Source organism: Sulfurospirillum sp. UCH001 (assembly GCF_001548035.1).
GTDB lineage: Bacteria > Campylobacterota > Campylobacteria > Campylobacterales > Sulfurospirillaceae > Sulfurospirillum.
In genome coordinates this window covers 2,129,921-2,147,664 of record NZ_AP014723.1, presented here as the reverse complement: position 1 = coordinate 2,147,664, position 17,744 = coordinate 2,129,921, and the positions used below count along the sequence as shown (strand labels likewise).

General features: G+C 38.3%; 20 protein-coding genes. 15 read left to right on the top strand and 5 right to left on the bottom strand.

The annotated features are described in order from the left end of the window. From UCH001_RS10710 to cutA, 9 genes are all read left to right on the top strand, one after another. On the top strand, positions 1–849 hold the full coding sequence (locus UCH001_RS10710; protein ID WP_067177705.1) for a c-type cytochrome: 849 nt from the start codon (positions 1–3) through the stop codon (positions 847–849). A 10-nt stretch (positions 850–859) separates the two neighbouring features. Next, on the top strand, positions 860–1,072 hold the full coding sequence (locus UCH001_RS10705) for a DUF4006 family protein (RefSeq protein WP_067177703.1): 213 nt from the start codon (positions 860–862) through the stop codon (positions 1,070–1,072). 159 nt (positions 1,073–1,231) lie between these two features. Continuing rightward, on the top strand, positions 1,232–1,789 hold the full coding sequence (locus UCH001_RS10700) for a TPM domain-containing protein (protein ID WP_231963929.1): 558 nt from the start codon (positions 1,232–1,234) through the stop codon (positions 1,787–1,789). Continuing rightward, positions 1,782–2,276, top strand: coding sequence for a FixH family protein (locus UCH001_RS10695; RefSeq protein ID WP_067177699.1), 495 nt, complete (start codon positions 1,782–1,784; stop codon positions 2,274–2,276). Before UCH001_RS10700 ends, UCH001_RS10695 begins: the two co-directional genes overlap by 8 nt. 131 nt (positions 2,277–2,407) lie before the next feature. Further along, positions 2,408–4,756 carry a PD-(D/E)XK nuclease family protein gene (locus tag UCH001_RS10690; protein WP_067177697.1) on the top strand — a complete coding sequence of 783 codons (2,349 nt, stop codon included), beginning with the start codon at positions 2,408–2,410 and terminating at the stop codon, positions 4,754–4,756. Continuing rightward, on the top strand, positions 4,753–7,476 hold the full coding sequence (locus UCH001_RS10685) for a RecB-like helicase (protein WP_067177695.1): 2,724 nt from the start codon (positions 4,753–4,755) through the stop codon (positions 7,474–7,476). Before UCH001_RS10690 ends, UCH001_RS10685 begins: the two co-directional genes overlap by 4 nt. An 81-nt stretch (positions 7,477–7,557) precedes the next feature. After that, a complete protein-coding gene (gene rplM, locus UCH001_RS10680; RefSeq protein ID WP_067177694.1) occupies positions 7,558–7,986 on the top strand; it encodes a 50S ribosomal protein L13 in 429 nt (142 codons plus the stop codon). 1 nt (position 7,987) lies between these two features. Continuing rightward, entirely contained in the window at positions 7,988–8,377 is a 390-nt protein-coding gene (gene rpsI, locus UCH001_RS10675; protein ID WP_067177692.1) for a 30S ribosomal protein S9, read from the top strand. Between the two features lie 119 nt (positions 8,378–8,496). Next, positions 8,497–8,817: a divalent-cation tolerance protein CutA gene (gene cutA / locus UCH001_RS10670; RefSeq protein ID WP_067177690.1), complete on the top strand. Its 321-nt coding sequence runs from the start codon at positions 8,497–8,499 to the stop codon at positions 8,815–8,817. On the opposite strand, the gene UCH001_RS10665 is transcribed toward cutA, so the two are convergent. Next, on the bottom strand, positions 8,814–9,098 hold the full coding sequence (locus tag UCH001_RS10665; RefSeq protein ID WP_067177687.1) for a hypothetical protein: 285 nt from the start codon (positions 9,096–9,098) through the stop codon (positions 8,814–8,816). The two genes, cutA and UCH001_RS10665, sit on opposite strands and share 4 nt — an antisense overlap. A 132-nt stretch (positions 9,099–9,230) precedes the next feature. Between UCH001_RS10665 and purT the strand changes: the two genes are divergently transcribed. From purT to UCH001_RS10650, 3 genes are all read left to right on the top strand, one after another. Further along, complete coding sequence (gene purT / locus UCH001_RS10660; protein WP_067177686.1) at positions 9,231–10,391, top strand: formate-dependent phosphoribosylglycinamide formyltransferase; 1,161 nt, start codon at positions 9,231–9,233, stop codon at positions 10,389–10,391. Positions 10,392–10,460: 69 nt separating this feature from the next. Then, positions 10,461–11,858 carry a chloride channel protein gene (locus UCH001_RS10655; RefSeq protein ID WP_067177684.1) on the top strand — a complete coding sequence of 466 codons (1,398 nt, stop codon included), beginning with the start codon at positions 10,461–10,463 and terminating at the stop codon, positions 11,856–11,858. Beyond that, positions 11,855–12,328 carry a DUF523 domain-containing protein gene (locus UCH001_RS10650; RefSeq protein ID WP_067177682.1) on the top strand — a complete coding sequence of 158 codons (474 nt, stop codon included), beginning with the start codon at positions 11,855–11,857 and terminating at the stop codon, positions 12,326–12,328. The genes UCH001_RS10655 and UCH001_RS10650 overlap by 4 nt, the downstream gene beginning before the upstream one ends. A 12-nt stretch (positions 12,329–12,340) precedes the next feature. Here the strand turns inward: UCH001_RS10650 and UCH001_RS10645 are convergent, their stop codons facing one another. After that, positions 12,341–13,486, bottom strand: coding sequence for an iron-containing alcohol dehydrogenase (locus UCH001_RS10645; RefSeq protein ID WP_067177680.1), 1,146 nt, complete (start codon positions 13,484–13,486; stop codon positions 12,341–12,343). Between the two features lie 136 nt (positions 13,487–13,622). On the opposite strand from UCH001_RS10645, the gene UCH001_RS10640 reads away from it, so the two are divergent. After that, positions 13,623–14,540: an AraC family transcriptional regulator gene (locus UCH001_RS10640; protein ID WP_231963928.1), complete on the top strand. Its 918-nt coding sequence runs from the start codon at positions 13,623–13,625 to the stop codon at positions 14,538–14,540. Positions 14,541–14,545: 5 nt separating this feature from the next. Here UCH001_RS10640 and UCH001_RS10635 read toward each other — a convergent pair whose 3' ends face one another. Then, the gene (locus UCH001_RS10635) at positions 14,546–14,935 is read right to left on the bottom strand and encodes an MmcQ/YjbR family DNA-binding protein (RefSeq protein ID WP_231963927.1); all 390 of its coding nucleotides are present in this window, start codon (positions 14,933–14,935) and stop codon (positions 14,546–14,548) included. Continuing rightward, positions 14,904–15,467 carry a DNA-3-methyladenine glycosylase I gene (locus UCH001_RS10630; RefSeq protein ID WP_067177676.1) on the bottom strand — a complete coding sequence of 188 codons (564 nt, stop codon included), beginning with the start codon at positions 15,465–15,467 and terminating at the stop codon, positions 14,904–14,906. Before UCH001_RS10630 ends, UCH001_RS10635 begins: the two co-directional genes overlap by 32 nt. A gap of 69 nt (positions 15,468–15,536) precedes the next feature. Between UCH001_RS10630 and UCH001_RS10625 the strand changes: the two genes are divergently transcribed. Both UCH001_RS10625 and UCH001_RS10620 read left to right on the top strand, forming a co-directional pair. Continuing rightward, the gene (locus UCH001_RS10625) at positions 15,537–16,418 is read left to right on the top strand and encodes a helix-turn-helix domain-containing protein (protein WP_067177674.1); all 882 of its coding nucleotides are present in this window, start codon (positions 15,537–15,539) and stop codon (positions 16,416–16,418) included. Between the two features lie 56 nt (positions 16,419–16,474). Beyond that, complete coding sequence (locus UCH001_RS10620; RefSeq protein ID WP_067177673.1) at positions 16,475–17,014, top strand: YbhB/YbcL family Raf kinase inhibitor-like protein; 540 nt, start codon at positions 16,475–16,477, stop codon at positions 17,012–17,014. A gap of 42 nt (positions 17,015–17,056) precedes the next feature. On the opposite strand, the gene UCH001_RS10615 is transcribed toward UCH001_RS10620, so the two are convergent. Then, positions 17,057–17,620, bottom strand: coding sequence for a GNAT family N-acetyltransferase (locus UCH001_RS10615; protein ID WP_067177671.1), 564 nt, complete (start codon positions 17,618–17,620; stop codon positions 17,057–17,059). Between the last annotated feature and the right edge of the window lie 124 nt (positions 17,621–17,744).

Below are 17,744 nucleotides of genomic sequence, written 5' to 3'. Positions count from 1 at the left end.
ATGAATTGGCTGAATGACAATGTAAACGCGTTATCATTGCTTGGCGCAGCAGCAATTTTAATTCTCACGTTTTTTGTTGTTGGTAAGTATATGAAACAAATGAAAACCGACAAAGCGAGTGGAGAATTAGCAAAAGAGAACTGGGATGGTATTGGTGAATATAAAAATGCTCTTCCTATTGGTTGGGCACTTTCATTTCTTGGAACGATTGCATGGGCGGCATGGTATTTTCTTGCAGGGTATCCTCTTGCAAGTTATTCACAGCTCGGTGAGTACAATCAAGAAGTAAAAAGTTACAATACAAAATTTGAGAGCAAATTCGCAAATCCAGACAAATCAACATTAATGGCAATGGGTGAGGGCGTGTTCCTTGTTCAATGTGCTCCATGTCATGGTGTTACTGGTGATGGTATGAACGGAAAAGCGCTTAACCTTTCAAAATGGGGTAACGAAGAAGCTATCGTTGCAGCTATTTTAAATGGCTCAAAAGGCGCTGACTATCCTCTTGGCGAAATGCCTGCTGGATTACTTGATGCGGATAGCGCAAAAGCTGTTGCAGCGTATGTTATGCAAGAAATATCTGTTGTTAAAAAGAGCAAAAACCCAACGCTTGTTGAGACGGGTAAAGCACTTTGGGCAACATGTGCTGCATGTCATGGCGAAGACGGTAAAGGTATGGCGGGTAGTGCTCCTGACTTAAGTGTTTATGGCGATGCAAAATTTGTTGTCAATGTTCTAGGAACGGGCAAAAAAGGAATGATTGGTAACATGCCTAAATTTAATGATGGACGTTTAACCAATGTTCAAAAAACAGCGGTTGGCACTTATGTCAGCTCTTTAGCGAAATAAGGATTTGTCAATGGAAAATACAAATAGAAACGTATTCGCACTTAATGGCATTACAGGAATGTTGATTGCAACAGTCTTGTTGCTTTCTATCCTTGGAGTACTTACATTCTTTGGATTAAAAGCACAACAAGCAGTTGCTGATAAACCTTATAAGATTAATGATCCGCAAGCACTTCAAATGAAAGATGCTGCAAATGCGAATCAAAAAGCTTTAGTGAAATAAGGGGTATAGAATGGCTGAAAATATGGATAAAATCATCGCTCTTGGATTAGTTCTAATAGCTGCAATTACAGCGTGGGCAGTATTGACCCCACACCATTTGTTCATCGGTTAATGAAAACCTTATTACATATACAAGCAAAGAAGCTATGGCTTCTTTGCTTGATTTCATTGCTTCCCGTATTGGTTTTTGCCAAGGATTTTGTAGTTTACGATGACATCTTAGAAGAGAAGACTGCCCAAAAAATTGAAGAGATGGGACAAGAACTTTTTGCTAAAAGTGGTGTCAAAGTTATCTTAATTGCTAAAAAAAATGGCAATGAAAACATTCTTGCGTTTGAGCAAAACTTTGCCAAAGACCTTACGCCTCCTTACGCACTTTTAACTCTTTTTCAAGCTGAACAGAAAGTGGATGTTTATACATCTCCTGGATTAGAGAAAGAGTTTGATAGAGAAGCATTACTTTCTCCACTCCCTTGGAAAGGAACGATTATTCCTCTATTGACCTCTAAGAAAAAAGAAGTTGGTGTGAGCCCAGCGCTCCTGAACGGATACGCAGAGTTAGTCGAGGAGATAGCGCAATACCGCAAAATAGAGTTAGAAAGTGCCATTGGTAGTGCCAACAAAACAACCATTAATTTAGTGCGAGTTTTACTCTATAGTTTTATGGCTATTGTTATTGTATTAATTATTTACAGAAGGATAAAAAGTCGTGGCTAAAACAAAAAGCGAACATACGTACTACCCTCATGTTGTTATCGGAATGATCCTTGGCTGTGTTGTTGCATGCGGTTTTACCATCAAAATCGCATTGGATAACCCCGTTGAAATGGATACTTTTTATATGGAGAAATACCAAAAAGTTGACCACTCTATCAATGAAATCATTGAGCTTCAAGAAAAATTTAATGCAAAGTTTGATCTTGCGTATTCAACAGAAAAATTTATGATTGGAGAGAATAGTCTTACATTGCATCTTACGGATAAAAGCGGTCAGCCTGTCAACAATGCGAATGTAATGCTTATGCTTTCTCGTCCTGATAGCAATAAAGAGAACAAACAATTGAAACCTTCTCATGTAGAAAATGGCAATTATACGTTTGGACCTTTTGAGATTAATAAACCAGGTCGTTGGCAAATTCTTAGCAAAATAGACCTTGGCGAATTTAAAGGTTATCATAAAAACGAAGCCTACGCAGCACAATAGATTCCCCTTTCTCCCTTAATAACGTGCGGTAAGACAGGTTGTGTGGTCTTGCCGCATTTCCTTCTGATATAAAAAACCTTCTCAAATCTTTGCTTTGTTATAATATATCTATTAAACAAAAATGAGGAAAAATGTTAGAAGTTTTTGCAACCAGTCGTGCAGTGCGTTCTTTTTATGAAACCTTTAGTGACGCCAATACGCTTCTTCCAAAGGCAATTACGATTGCAGAACTGGAACAAAAAGCGCTTCTTGTTCCTCACCACTCTTTAGTCGATGAAGACATGAGGGTCCTTCTTATGCAAGAAGCTTCACGCTTTACCAAATTTGAACTTCTTTATATCGAGCGTGAGTTTTTCACGTTTTTAAAAAATTCTACCTATCTTTTTCGATTTTTTGAAGAACTTAGCCATGAAAAAGTGGCACTTGAAACGCTCATGTGTGTTGATACGTATGAACACTATGCCGAGCACTTAGAGGTTTTGCAAACGCTTTTAAAACACTATAAGGCTCTTTTATCTAAGCAGGCATTGTATGATCGTATCACTCTTCCAGAGCTTTATGAACTCAATAGTGCGTATATCCGCTCATTAGGCGCAGTTCGCCTTCATTTAGAAGGATTTTTGAGCCGTTTTGAAGTGGAACTTTTAACAAAAATAGCGGAGCTGATTCCTTTACATATTAAGGTTACAATCAGTGCGTATAACCAAAAAATGGTCTTACTGTTTGCTGATCTTGGAATTCATTTAGAACAAAACAACGCGTATGAAATCAATTTTTCAACCAAAGAAATTTTAGAGGTAACACCTCAAAATAGTATAAAACATGATGCGCATGTTTATGGTTTTTCATCACGTCTTGCACAAATGAGTTATGTGCAAAGTACTATTGCACAGTTTGTTGAGGAGGGGCTAAGTCCAGAAGAGATTGTGGTTATTTTACCAGATGAACGATTCTCAGAAGTTCTTCGTCCTTTTGATATATGGCACAATCTCAACTTTGCGATGGGTATCAGTCTCAAACAGAGCTCGTTTTATCAAAGACTCATTGCCCTTGAAAAGGCAATGCGCAATGACGAGATCGAAGACCATCTTCGCCTTACTCGTCTAAAAATAGAGCCTGAAATGATAGCAGTATGTAAAGAGCTGTGGCATCAAAAAATTCCTTGTGAAAGGGCTATGGAATTTTTTGGGACATTGCTTGCATGCGATGTCAAAGAGCAGCAAAACTCTCTTTTTCAAGAGGCTTTTTTTGCATTTACCCATTTTTTAAAACACGCTCCTGCGCTTCGTTTTGAACAGGTTGTAAAACTGTTCCTCAATCGTCTTGCAGCGATGAGTCAAGATGATGTTAGAGGTGGGAAAGTAACTGTTTTAGGAGTGCTTGAAACCAGAGGTGTGGTGTATAAAGGGGTCATTGTTGTTGATTTTAATGATGAGTTTGTGCCTAAACGTTCTCAAAAAGACCTTTTTCTTTCATCTGCCGTACGTGCACAAGCGGGGCTTCCAACGAAAAGAGATCGTGAAAATTTGCAGCGTTATTATTACCACCAACTTTTCTCTAAGGCTCAAAAAATCGCCATTGCGTTTGTGAAAAATGAGACCAGTATGCCTTCACGTTTTTTAGATGAATTAGGATTTAATACCACCATGATGGCAGATGAAAAAGTGTTACAGCCTCTTTTATTTGATGTTATGCCATCCATAAGCATCTTCTCGCAAGCATTTATTGATGCACCCTATGATCTCAAAGCATTTCCACTCTCTGCTACAAAGTTAAAAACACTTTTAAGTTGTAAGCGCCAGTTTTACTTTCGCTACATTGCAAGACTGAAAGATGCAAAAATGCCAAGCAATACGATTGATGAGCAAACCATTGGAGTAGCATTACACAAAGTATTGGAAGATGCAATATGTGATGAAGCTCTAAGGGAAGAAAAAAAGCTCTCTGCGAAAATCGAAATGTTGTTAAAAGAGCAAAACAAGCATGAAGTATGGGGCTATTTTGTCGATGTGTGGCTTCAAAAGCTAAAGCCTTTTATACATAATGAAGTCGCACGATATGAAGAAGGTTTCCGTGTCACTAAAAAAGAGTTTGTACACAAAGTTGCGTATGAAGGATTTATGCTAGAAGGGCAAATGGACCGCATTGATGAAAAAGAGGGTGAACTGTTCGTTATTGATTATAAAAGTGGGAAAGTACCAACAACAAGTGAGCGCACACTGGAGAGTACCGTTGATTTTCAATTAGCCTTTTACGCATTGATTGCAAATACGTTAGGACGTGTGAAGGGTGTGTACTATTACGACCTAAAAGAGGGCGTTTTGATCGAAGAGAATTTTTTGGAAGAGAAAAAAGCACTTTTAGCTATGAAATTGCAAGAGTTATCAAAACCGATTAATGGTTATGAACTGTGTGATGAGATAAAACATTGTCGTGTCTGTCCTTATGTTGAGCTGTGTGGAAGAGAGGAGCAGATATGAATCTTAGCCCTTATTTAGCCTTAGAAGCGAGTGCAGGAAGCGGTAAGACGTTTGCTTTGAGTGTGCGTTATCTCTCCCTTTTATTTATGGGGGCAAATCCTCAAAAGATTGTTGCATTGACCTTTACCAACAAGTCTGCGGCGGAGATGAAAACACGTATTTTTGAAACGCTCAAACATTTGGAGAGTAAAGACGAGTTAAGTGCGATCTCTTTACAAACAGGAAAATCAAAAGAGACATTGCTCGCTGAAAAAGAGCGTGTCATGCAAACCTTGCTTCAAGCAGATATTAAAATTTCAACGTTAGACTCTTTTTTCTCTTTGATTTTACGCCATTTTGCTTTGCATGTAGGGTTGCAACCTGATTTTAGAGTAGGACAAAATGGGCTGGACGAGGAGCTTGTGGAGCGTTTTATACAAGAGTGTAAACGTAAAAATCTCTACTATACGCTCATTGCTTTTAGTATTACCGAAGATAAAAAACTAGGAGATCTGTTTAGTTTACTGAATATGCTCTATCAAAAAAAATCAGAGCTAGATATCAGTACCCTAGATGAAGGGCATTATCCATCCCTGCAACCGTGTTTAGATATTTTGGGACGCATCAGAGAGTACTTTGAGCAAAGTGGACTCTCCACAAGAGGTATGGCGACACTCAAAGCAGAGACACTAGCTGAGTTATTGTCTAAAAAATATCTTGAGCGTGAAGATTTTGGTTATTGGGACTATAAAAAATATGCCAATGAAACAACCGATACGCTGCTTAGAGAACTCAAAAGTGCTCTCAATGAACACGTCAATGCCAAAGAAGCCTATTTCTTAGGGAAGCTAGGTAAACTGTTTGCGATTTACGATGAGAGCCTTAGAGGTTTGATGGGTGAGTATGGCGAACTTCGTTTTGATGATGTCACGAATCTTCTTTATACGCTTTTACGTCAAGAAATCAGTAAAGATTTCCTCTACTTTCGCTTAGATGGTGTAATAGAACATCTGCTCATTGATGAATTTCAAGACACCAGCATTGTGCAGTATCAAATTCTTTTACCTCTCATTGAGGAAATACGCTCAGGACGCGGTGTGAAAGACTTTAAAACACTCTTTTTTGTAGGCGATGTGAAGCAGTCGATTTACCGATTTCGTGGTGGTGCAAAAGAGTTGTTTGGGTATGCCAAAAAAAGCTTGCATTTAGATGTCAATGCGCTTGATACAAACTATCGTAGCACTGAACAGATTGTTACTTTCGTCAATGAAATTTTTACAGGCAAGATTAAAGGTTATGAGCCACAAAAAGTCGCTAAAGCTACAGGTGAGGGTTACATCAATGTACGCATAGAAGAATCCATTGAGCCTTCTGTATTAGATGCGATTGCTTTACTGTTTAAAGAAGGCGTAAAGCCTAAAGATATAGCTCTTTTGGTGCATACAAATAAAGACGCCAAAGTCTTTAAAGAGTTAGTACAAGAGCAATTTACAGGAGTTCATGTACGACTTGAAGCAACCCTCAAATTGATTGAACTTCGCTCTATTAAAGCGATTATTGCTTTGATGAAGTACCTTTATTTTGGAGACGAACTTTACAAGGCAGAATTTCTTGTATTGTGCGGAATGTCATGGGACACCCCACTTTCAAAGAGTGGTTGGGATTTAGATGCAACACCACTTGTATTGGTCGAAAAAATTATCAAAACGTACCAACTTTTTGATGGAAGCGTAGATGTGCTGAACTTTTTGGAAGTAGCAAGTCGCTATGAAGAGATCGAGAGCTTTTTATTTGCGATGGATGAACTCAGTGACGAAGCGAAAAGTGAAGATAGCGATGGATTGCGCATTCTTACGGTGCATAAGTCTAAAGGACTTGAGTTCGAGCATGTCATCTTAGCAGATCGTTTAAGTCGCGACAATAACCGCAGTGATACGCTTTTATTTAGCTATGATGAGGTAGACATTAAAGGGCTTTATCTTACGATGGCAGGCAGAGAAGCGGTAGATAGCGTTTATGCAAAAGCCAAAGAGCAAGAGAGTGTTTTGATGTATGAAGATAGACTCAATGCTCTTTATGTTGCATTTACCAGAGCCAAAAGATCACTTTTTGTATGCGCTAAAACACAAAGCAGTGCCTTTGAAATGTTAGACCTTAGCACATTGGAGCGAGGAGCGATTAGTATTGCTTCCAAAGAGGTGCCTTCACTTTCAACTACAATGCGCCTCTTTCAGCCAAGACGTTATGGTGCTCAAGAGGTTGCGAGTACACCAGAAGATGAAGAGGAGAGCGCTGAAATAGCTTCCGTTACCTTTGGAATCGCACAGCATTACTTATTAGAAATGCTCGATACATTTGATGAAGAAGCCCTAAAAAGGGCATACATTGCTCTTCAAAACCGTTTTGCACCTTTGTTGGATGAATCAACGATGCAAGCGATTTATCAACGAGGTGAAAAACTGATCTCTTGTAAACCTTTTCTAGATTTGATCCAAGGAGCGAAAATCTACAAAGAGCAACCGCTTATTTATCAAAAAGAGCGTAAGCAGATTGATCTTTTGTTGGAGTTCCCCGATAAAATCATTGTGATCGACTATAAAAGCTCAAAAAAACAGAGTGCAAAGCATCAAACGCAAGTGAAGCTTTATCAAGAAGCACTTTCCAAGATTTATGATTTACCTGTAGTTGCCTATATTTGCTATTTGCAAAATGATGGTGTTGAGCTTCTTAAAAGCTTATAACACACTTAATTTAAGCTATTTGTAAGTATATTTTGATTACACTTGCACTTCGTTAAATAAATACGTCAAAGGTTATGACAAATGAAAGCTACACAAGCGATTAAGCCAAGCGAAGTTAAACGCGACTGGATCGTAGTTGATGCTGCTGGTAAGAGATTTGGTAAAGTTCTTACAGAAGTAGCAACACTGCTCAGAGGCAAACATAAACCTTATTTTACTCCAAACGTTGACTGTGGTGATTTTGTTATCATCATCAATGCGGAAAAAGTAGAGTTTAGTGGAACAAAATTAGACACAAAAATGTATCACAGACACACAGGATATTTCGGTGGCGTTAAAAGTGAAAAATTGGGTGATCTTTTAAATACCAACCCAGCGAAATTGTACAGACTTGCGGTAAGAGGCATGTTACCTAAAACAAATCTTGCTAAAGAGATGATCAAAAAGCTAAAAGTTTATGCTGGTAGTGAGCATCCACATACAGCGCAAGTTAAAGCAGAGGTAAAGTAATATGGCAAAAGTATACGCAACTGGAAAAAGAAAAACAGCTATCGCTAAAGTATGGGTTGCTCCAGGTAAAGGAAGCATCACTGTTAATGGCATCGATTTTGAAGCGTGGCTTGGTGGTCATGAGACCATTAAAAAACGTGTTCGTCAACCACTTGCTCTTACAAAACAAGAGACAAGTTTTGATATCGTAGCTGACACACTTGGTGGTGGTTACTCAGCACAAGCTGACGCACTTCGCCATGGTATCTCTAAAGCACTTGCTTCTATGGATGCAGACTTTAGAGCAATCTTGAAACCACACGGCTTATTGACACGTGACTCACGTGTTGTTGAGCGTAAAAAATACGGTAAGAAAAAAGCTCGCCGTAGCCCACAATTCTCTAAACGTTAATCGTTTTTATGTAAAAGCCTATCAAGGCTTTTACATTTTTCTTTCTTTCTATTCCTCCATTTTAAAACTTCATACTCTAAAACGTTATAATACTTCTTTTATAGATTAGGAGTAACATCATGAGCACTTTTTGTTTGATAACAACAACATTTCCTGATGAACAAAGTGCAAAAACCGTCATTCAATTTTTATTAGAGCAAAAGCTTGCTGCATGTATCCAAATGCAAACAGTCCAGAGTTTTTATACGTGGGAAGGAGAGCTGTGTGAATCACATGAGCAACTACTTCTCATTAAAACAAGAAGTATATTATTTAAAAAGATAGAAGAGATCATTCTAAAACATCATCCTTACACAACACCCCAACTCATACAAATTCCGATAGAAGAAGGGCACAAAGCATATTTAAACTGGATTGAGGAAGAAACTACGACAGATTAGTAGTTTGCCAATTCTTGAATAAGGGTTTTCACTTCCTCTTTATCAAAAAAGAGATTGAACTCTAACTCTTTCGCAAAGACTTTAAGTAACGCAATTTTCTTCATTTGTCTTTCATTGGGATTTTCGATACCTGAGAGTTCAGCATGGAGTCTTTGCAAGAAGTTTTGGCGTATCTCCTCTTGTTTCTGTTCTTTTGTTTTAGACTCTTTTTTTGGTTTTAACACAAAAAACAAAAAGCTAACAAGAATGAGTATCGTAAGAATACTAAAAAAAATTTCCACGTAAAACCTTTATAGATGAATCAATTTTATAGTGACAGTATATCTAACCGCAAAGCATAAAATTTTAAATTTCTTTCATTTCTTAAACCACTTTTGTGTAAAATCTCTTAAACTAATACAAAGAGGAACCCCATGCACTTTACAACTCCCCTTAAAAGCAATAGCACTAAAATTATGCTCGTTGGAAGCGGCGAACTTGGCAAAGAAGTTGTTATCGAAGCAACACGTCTTGGCATCGAAACTGTAGCGGTAGATTCATATCCGCAAGCACCTGCGCACTTGGTTGCCAATAAAAGTTATGTCATCAATATGAAAAACAAAGAAGAGCTTTTAGAAGTGATTCGTCGTGAAAAGCCAACCTACATCTTACCTGAGGTTGAGGCACTCAGTATTGATGCGCTTATCGAGGCCGAGAAAGAGGGCTTTTGTGTCATTCCTAATGCGGACGCTGTCAAAAAGACGATGAATCGCAAAAATATCCGCGAATTTGCTGCAGAAAAATTAGGACTTAAAACGAGTGGTTATGTCTTTGTAAAAACTCTCCAAGAGTTGCAAGAAGCAACGAAAAAACTAGGAATTCCTTGTGTGGTGAAGCCTGTTATGAGCTCATCTGGACATGGACAAAGTGTGATTAGAAGTGAAGCGGACATCCAAAAATCATGGGAGATTGCCAAAGAAGCAAGAGGCGATGCGAGTGAGCTTATCGTTGAGGAATTTGTCCCTTTTGACTATGAGATCACGCTTCTTACGGTTCGCAATGGTAAAGAAACAGTCTTTTGTGAGCCTATCGGGCATATTCAAGAAAACGGTGACTATGTGCTTAGCTGGCAGCCCGTGCCGATGAAACCTGAAGTACTTGCTAAAGCACAAGTCATGGCAAAAACAGTCACCGATGGTTTGGGTGGTCGTGGTTTATTTGGTGTAGAGTTTTTTGTGAAAAACGATGAAGTTTACTTTAGTGAACTTAGCCCTCGTCCACACGATACAGGCATGGTTACAATGATCACACAAAGCCAGAGTGAATTTGCCCTACATGTTAGAGCAGTTCTTGGTTTACCACTTGATTTTACGTTTTATGGAACAGGTGCTAGTGGCGCGTTTAAGAGCCTTAAAGAAGAACATTTGCCAGTATTTAACGTTCCAGAGAGTGCATTTAGCAAAAATTCTTATGTGCGTGTTTTTGGTAAACCAGTAAGCCACGTGGGTCGACGTATGGCAGTGGCATTGGTACTTGATGAAGTAGAAGCCGCTAAGAAAAAAGCAAAAGAGATCGTCTCATCCATCATAGGGTAATGTAAAAAATTTACACATTATTCATAAAAGAGGGCTATAATAAAAGTAGCCCACTTTTAAAGAGATGTTATGAATAAACATATTGTTGAACAAACGGTTATTTTTTTCAGTGTTTCCAAATGGCTACTGCTCTCCTCTGCCGTTGGCATTATGATAGGTGGACTGATTTCACTTTTTTTAAAAATTCTCTCCATTGCTGAACAGACAAGGGAAACGCTTCCTTTCCCTTATTATTTTACACTCCCTTTTGCATTGATGCTCTCTTTGTGGATTGTACGTACATTTGATAAAAATGCTGCAGGGCATGGCACAGAAAAAGTTATAGAAGCTGTGCACAAAAGAGATGGTTACATTAATGCCAAAATTATTCCCGTAAAACTATTGGCAACCGTTATCACCATTTTTTCAGGTGGATCTGTCGGTAAAGAAGGACCTGGTGCCCAATTAGGTGCAGGAGCGGCTTCTTTTGTAGCCACTTTGCTCAAATTTTCAAAATCTGACCGTAGAAAACTCGTGATTTGTGGTATTAGTGCGGGTTTTGCTTCTGTATTTGGGACTCCCATTGCAGGAGCTATTTTTGGTATTGAGGTGTTGATTATTGGGGTGATTATGTACGATGTTTTGCTTCCTTCATTTATTGCAGGATTTGCTGCATTTACCACAGCCCAGTTTTTGGGTGTGAAGTATCATTACTATGACATTAATGTTTATCGCGCGTTTGATCTTGATTTCTCACTCATCCTTCAAGTTGTTGCAGCAGGAATATTTTTTGGGGTTGTTTCGGATTTATTTATAACCAGTGTCAATAAAATTGAAACATGGATGAAAAAAATTCCTTATAATATCTACATAAAAGCTTTTGTAGCGGGCTGCATTATGGTCATAATATCTTATTTCCTTTCAGAAAATTATTTAGGATTAGGATTATTAAGTATTAGAGATGCATTGAGCCCTAATGCTTTGATCTCAAGTAATGTGCATTGGTATGATTTTATCTTCAAAACGATTTTCACCTCATTAACACTAGGAGCTGGTGGTAGTGGTGGTATCATTACGCCTGTCTTTTACGTCGGTGCCACAAGTGGCGCAGTATTTGGCGATGTTCTTGGGCATCATGTTGCTCTTTTTGCGGCGCTTGGCTTTGTAAGTGTTTTAGCAGGTACAACGAATTCTCCTATTGCATCTATCATTATGGCTGTGGAACTTTTTGGAGTTCACATGGCAAATTATGCAGCACTCAGCGTAGTGATCGCTTTTCTTATCACAGGACATCGCAGTATCTTTCAGTCACAAAAGCTCGCTCTTAAAAAAGCAGACAATATCTCCATAGGTGAAGGGACTGATCTTGATGATACGCCTATTAGCATTGATATGCGAGATATTGATAAAGTAAAACGTCTTAAGAGTCGCCTGCGCTATAAACGTTTACGTTGGCAAGTAAAAAATGCAAAAAATGATTTTAAATGAAAGAGCAAAAAATCCTGATAAGCGCTTGTCTCATTGGCGAAAATGTGAAATATGATGGTGGTCATAATGCTATCTCTTCAGAGATCATACACCGGTGGAAAGAAGAGGGGCTTTTAGTTCCTCTTTGCCCTGAAGTACTAGGAGGGCTAAGTGTTCCTAGACCTACGTGCGAGGTTATAAAGGGTACCAATAAAGTGATATGCAAAACAGGAGAAGATGTCAGTCTTGCTTTTGAAAAAGGTGCGACTGAGAGTTTAAAGATTGCCAAAGAAGAGGGTGTTTGCATGGCAATTTTAAAAGCAAGAAGTCCATCGTGCGGTAAAGATGTTATCTATGATGGAACCTTTACCAGTACAAAAGTAGAAGACTCTGGGATTACCTGTAAGCTTTTACAAGAGAGTGGTATCCCTGTTTTTAGTGAAGAAGAGCTAGCATTAGCCTACGCATTTTGGAAATCAAAGGGGAATTAAATCCCCTTTCGTTTAGGCATTGTGTAAAATATCTTCAATAGCATGTTTCGTATAAACAGCGTTCATTCCCCAAACTACAGCAGTTTGTGCTGCATTTTCCGCAATAGCAGAAATCTCATTTTTACTGATAGATGCTTCTTCTAAATGTACGGGTGCACCAATTTTAGCAAACCAGTTTTTAAGAGCAAGGATACCTTCATCCACAGAGTCCAATCCAAAAATTTCTTTTGAAAAGCGCTCAAACTGGGCGTGATTTTGGTTTTTGAACCATTGCATCCATGCAGGGATAACGATGGCAAGTCCTGCACCATGTGCAATGTTGAAAAGTGCAGAAAGTGAGTGTTCTATCATATGATTTGGAAAGCCTGAAGGATTTGTACCCGCAGTCGTAGAGCCATTGAGTGCTTGTGTTGCAGCCCACATAAATTCAGCTCTTGCATTATAGTCCTCTGGATTTTGAAGTAAAATCTCCGTGCTTTCCATAACGGTTTTAACAATGCTCTCAACCATACGAGATTGAAAATGAGGTTGTGTACTTGCTGTGAAGTACCCTTCAATGACATGTGCAATGATATCAACCGCAGAATAAGCAAGATAATCATTAGGAACACTTTTGGTCAGTTCTGGATTGAGAATGGAAACTTTTGGATAGATATGTTCTGAATGAATCGAATATTTTTGTTTGGTCTCTTCGTTGCTGACAACGGCAAAGCCATTCATCTCACTACCTGTTGCCGCAAGTGTCATCACTGCAAAGACCGGCAATGCTTTTTCAATCGCTACTTTACCGATAAAAAAGTCCCAAACATCATTTTTGACTAAGGCACCTACAGCAATCGTTTTAGAGCTATCTAACACAGAACCACCACCGATTGCAAGAATGGCCTCCACGTGCTCTTTTTGAGCCAATGCAATACCTTCTTTGACTTTTGAAAGTTTAGGATTACTCACAACACCGCCAAGTTCAACCCATGCAATGCCTTCTTTTACAAGAGAATCGGTTACTTTTTTGTAAAGTCCATCGCTCTTAATACGCTCACTTCCATAGCACAGTAGCACTTTTTTAACACCAAAAGGTGCTATTTCAGCTCCGATAAGACTCTCTTTATTCTTACCAAATACTATTTTTGTTGGGTTATGATAGATAAAATCAACCATCGATACTCCTTATGTTTTAATGGTGTTATTATAGGATGAAAGTGGCAATAAGCGATAGAATATTTTTTTATAATTATTGCCTAATCCTACAAATTATCTTATAATGCCATCAAAAACAACACTAAAGTGAGTATCTTTGATAGAAAATGAATTCATGAAACTTCAACAAGCCGAATTAAAGAACCTAATCGAAAAGCACGCTTCAAAAGAGGGTGGTAGCAGTACAGCTGTACCATGCTTACGCTTTTTTTGCGCAACAGCACCCAGTGAGTTTTTGCATACGCTGTATGAGCCATCATTGTGTATTATTGCTCAAGGCTCCAAAGCTGTTGGCTTGGGTGAAGAGATGTTTTCATACGACAAAGATAAGTATTTAATTGCTTCGGTGCACTTGCCTGCACGTGTCCAAATTCAAGATGCTTCAGTTGAAAAGCCGTATGTGTCACTGCAACTTACTTTCTCGATGGATCAAATCTTAGAAATTCTCAAAGAGTGCAATGATGATAAAGTGATCAGTACACAACAGCCTGAATGTGGGCTTTATTTTGGGGACAATAGCTTGTTATTGCTTGAACCTATTTTACGACTGGTGCGTTTGCTAGAGAATCCAAAAGATATAGGTATTCTTGCACCTATGATTACACGTGAGATTTTGTACCGTATTGTGCAAGATAAAGGTGGAGCGATTATCCGACAGTTTGCAAAAAATGGCAGCCTTGCACAACGTATTGCTAAGGCCATTACGATGATTAAAAATGATTTGGCTGAGCCATTGCGTATCGAAATACTGGCACAAGAAGCTCAGATGAGTGCATCGTCATTTCATTATCATTTTAAACGTGTTACGACGATGAGTCCATTGCAGTTTCAAAAATCATTACGTTTGCAGGAAGCTAGACGACTTTTGATGGTTGAAGAAATGGAAGCAAGTAATGCGGCTTTTCAAGTAGGTTATGAGAGTCCATCACAGTTTAGTCGTGAATATGCCCGTCTTTTTGGGCTTCCACCAATACGCGATGTTAAACGGATACGAGAATCTTTTGCATCAGCCTAATTTTTTTATGCATTGCGAATAAAAGATTGCATTTTTTTAGAGAGAGAATGAAAAACAAGGTCGTACGAATCATCAATCCAGCCAAAAAGCATTGACTCGTCAATCTCATCATCGCAAATGACGGTATTCCAATGCTTTTTATTCATATGATACCCTGCAATAACATTTTCATACATCTCTCTTAACTCTCTTGCATAGTAAGGATCACATTTAAGATTGATGCGAGGAGGGTTGCTCTCTTCATCCACCAGTGCGAAAATTTTATGGCCAACTTTAAAGACTGCCGTTGTCTCATCAAACGGGTACTCTTTGAGTGCGCCAATATGACTTAAACAGTAATTTTCGAGAATTTCAGTTGTCATTTTATTTACATCCACAGCTGTTTTCGTGGTCATTTACCATACCACAGGCTTGCATAAAAGCATAAATGGTTGTTGAACCTACAAACTTAAAACCTCGTTTTTTAAGATCTTTGGTAAGTGCATCTGAAACAGGTGAAGTACATGCTGCTGTTTTATAGTTGGGCACATCATTTATAACGGTTTTATTGTTAACATAAGCCCAAAAATAGGCATCGATTGAACCATGTTCTTGGATAATGGTTTGAAAAAGTTTGGCATTGTTGATGATAGCTTCGATTTTGGGGCGGCTTTTGATGACTTCGCCTTCACTTAAAATGCGCTCAACGTCCATTTCGCCAAGATGTGCCACTTTTTCAAGGACAAAACTGGCAAAGGCATTACGGTAGCCTTCACGTTTTTTAAGAACAGTCAACCAACTAAGCCCTGCAGATTGGGTTTCTAAACAAAAGAGCTCAAAGAGTGCCCTGTCATCATGTAGAGGTTTTCCCCATTCTTCATCGTGATAAGAAACATACGTAGGATCACTGAGCTTGACCCACCCACAACGCAGTCTATTTGGTGTCATTTTTCTTCTCCTCAAAGAGGTATCATGCTAAAATTGTATCTCAATAGAGTTAATGAACAGGAAATATAGATGACGACTCATGTGGTTGAATACATTAAAAACAATTATAAAGATCATACGATTGAACTCAATGGAGCTGTTATTGCACGCTATTTTTCTGTAAAAGATCACTATAAAGCGGAAGTGTACATGGAGCAAAATCTTCTCAATATTGTTTTAGAAGGTACAAAGATGCTTCATCTGAAAAATGGCGATGTTGAAGTCAAAGCCGGTGAGGCATTTTTTTTATCACGCGGTGAATATGTTATGAGTGAAGTCTGCGAAGGTGGAAATTATACGTGTTTGTTAATCTTTTTTGATGAAAAAGTGATTGCCCATTGGTTATCTCCACTGCTAGAAACCATCGCTTTACATTCCACTAAAGTGAATCGTTTTATTGAACCCTTCTGCAAGATAGAACTTACCCCTTTTATGAAAACTACAGCACTTTCTCTTTTGCCATTCATTGAACAAAAACCTGCTTTTGTTGAGAAAATTTTGATGCTTAAATTGCAAGAACTTTTATTATTGCTTTTAGGCTCAGAAAAGGGACAACAATTAGTCTCTTATTTTCATACATTGATTCCTCGAGATATTCATCTTCAAACATTTATGGAAGAACACTTTACACAAAACTGGAGTCTTTCCGAGTTTGCAAAATTTAGTGGAAGAAGTTTGAGTGGATTTAAAGCAGAGTTCGCAACGCATTTAAAAACAACACCTATGAAATGGATATGGAACAAAAGAGTTGAAAGAGCCTATTTTTTAATCGAAAAAGGAGGTCTTAGTATCGGAGAAGCTGCGTTTAGAGCAGGATTCAAAAATCAGTCCCATTTTTCAAGATTATTCAAAGAACGATACACACAACCTCCTAAAAACTTTATAGACAAAAAGTTAGACTTTACAGACTAACTAATAAGCTTTTTTTACGTGTAAAATGATCCTTGAAATTTAAAAAAAGGATCTTCATGAAACTAAGACATTTACCAATACTACTAGCATTGATGGGAAGTGCACTGTTTGCAGATGGATTTACTTTGCACAGTACTGACCTTTCAGGACAATTATCAAAAACACAAGAGGCAGCAAGTTTTGGTTGCGATGGCTCAAATATCTCTCCAGCGCTTAGCTGGAGCAATGTACCTAATGGTACTAAAAGCTTCGCGATAACCGTTTATGATCCAGATGCTCCAACAGGTAGCGGTTGGTGGCATTGGGTTGTTTTTAATATACCAGCCTCAGTCCAGGGTGTGCCTGCTGATTTTGGAAATGTGAGCAAAACATCTGCTATTCCTGCTATTCAAAGTATGACTGATTATGGTAAGGCAGGATTTGGAGGCGCGTGTCCTCCAAAAGGAGATAAAGCACATCGTTATGTTTTTACGGTTCATGCTCTGTGTGTTGATAAATTACCCTTGGATACTTCTGCTTCGCCAGCACTTGTAGGTTTTATGCTAGGTGCCAATACCATTGCTAAGGCAACATTGGTTTCCTATTATCAGCGATAACGATGTGTAGGTAAACGTTCTCAAGCGTTTACCTACACAAAATTACTTCATAGGTAGTTTTTTCGAAGTATCGTATACTAATTCATAATAGTCGTTATTGTTAAATGAAAACTCCGTAATGATTTTAAGTCCAAGCCTTGAATGGGCATTAAATGAGCGTTGGTTGATTTTGTTGATGAATGTCACCAAAATAGGGTAGCGTTTACTCATCTTTTCTCTTGCAAAGTCAAATAATGCTTCTAATACGCCACTACCTCGTACACTTTTATCAATACAGACAGGACCATATTGGTACGAATTTTCTGTTGTAATGGTATGTCCTAAATAGTGTAAGTTTGGAAGATCTTGAATCATTTGCGTAAAAATAGGCCAAATAGAGCAAAACTTCCATGAACCGCACATAATGTAAGCGACAACTTTTCCATGAAGACGCGCTATGAATAATCCTTGCTCTTCGTTAATGAGTTGAGTTAGTTGCTCTTTTGTAAAAGCGGTGGTCACAAAGCCATCTTTTTTATCTTCAGGTGCGATAGAGTCTATTTGATATTTGGAGTGAAGTTCCAAGACTTCATCGATATCGTCTAAAGTTGCAGTATGTAATTGCATCCGTTTCCTTCAATTGACGTTGGTCTATTTTGATGTCAGATATTGTACTCATTCAATACTAAAAATGAATAAAAGAGATAAAAAAACTCCTATTAACTTTTTGTTTACAAAAGATTAATAGAGC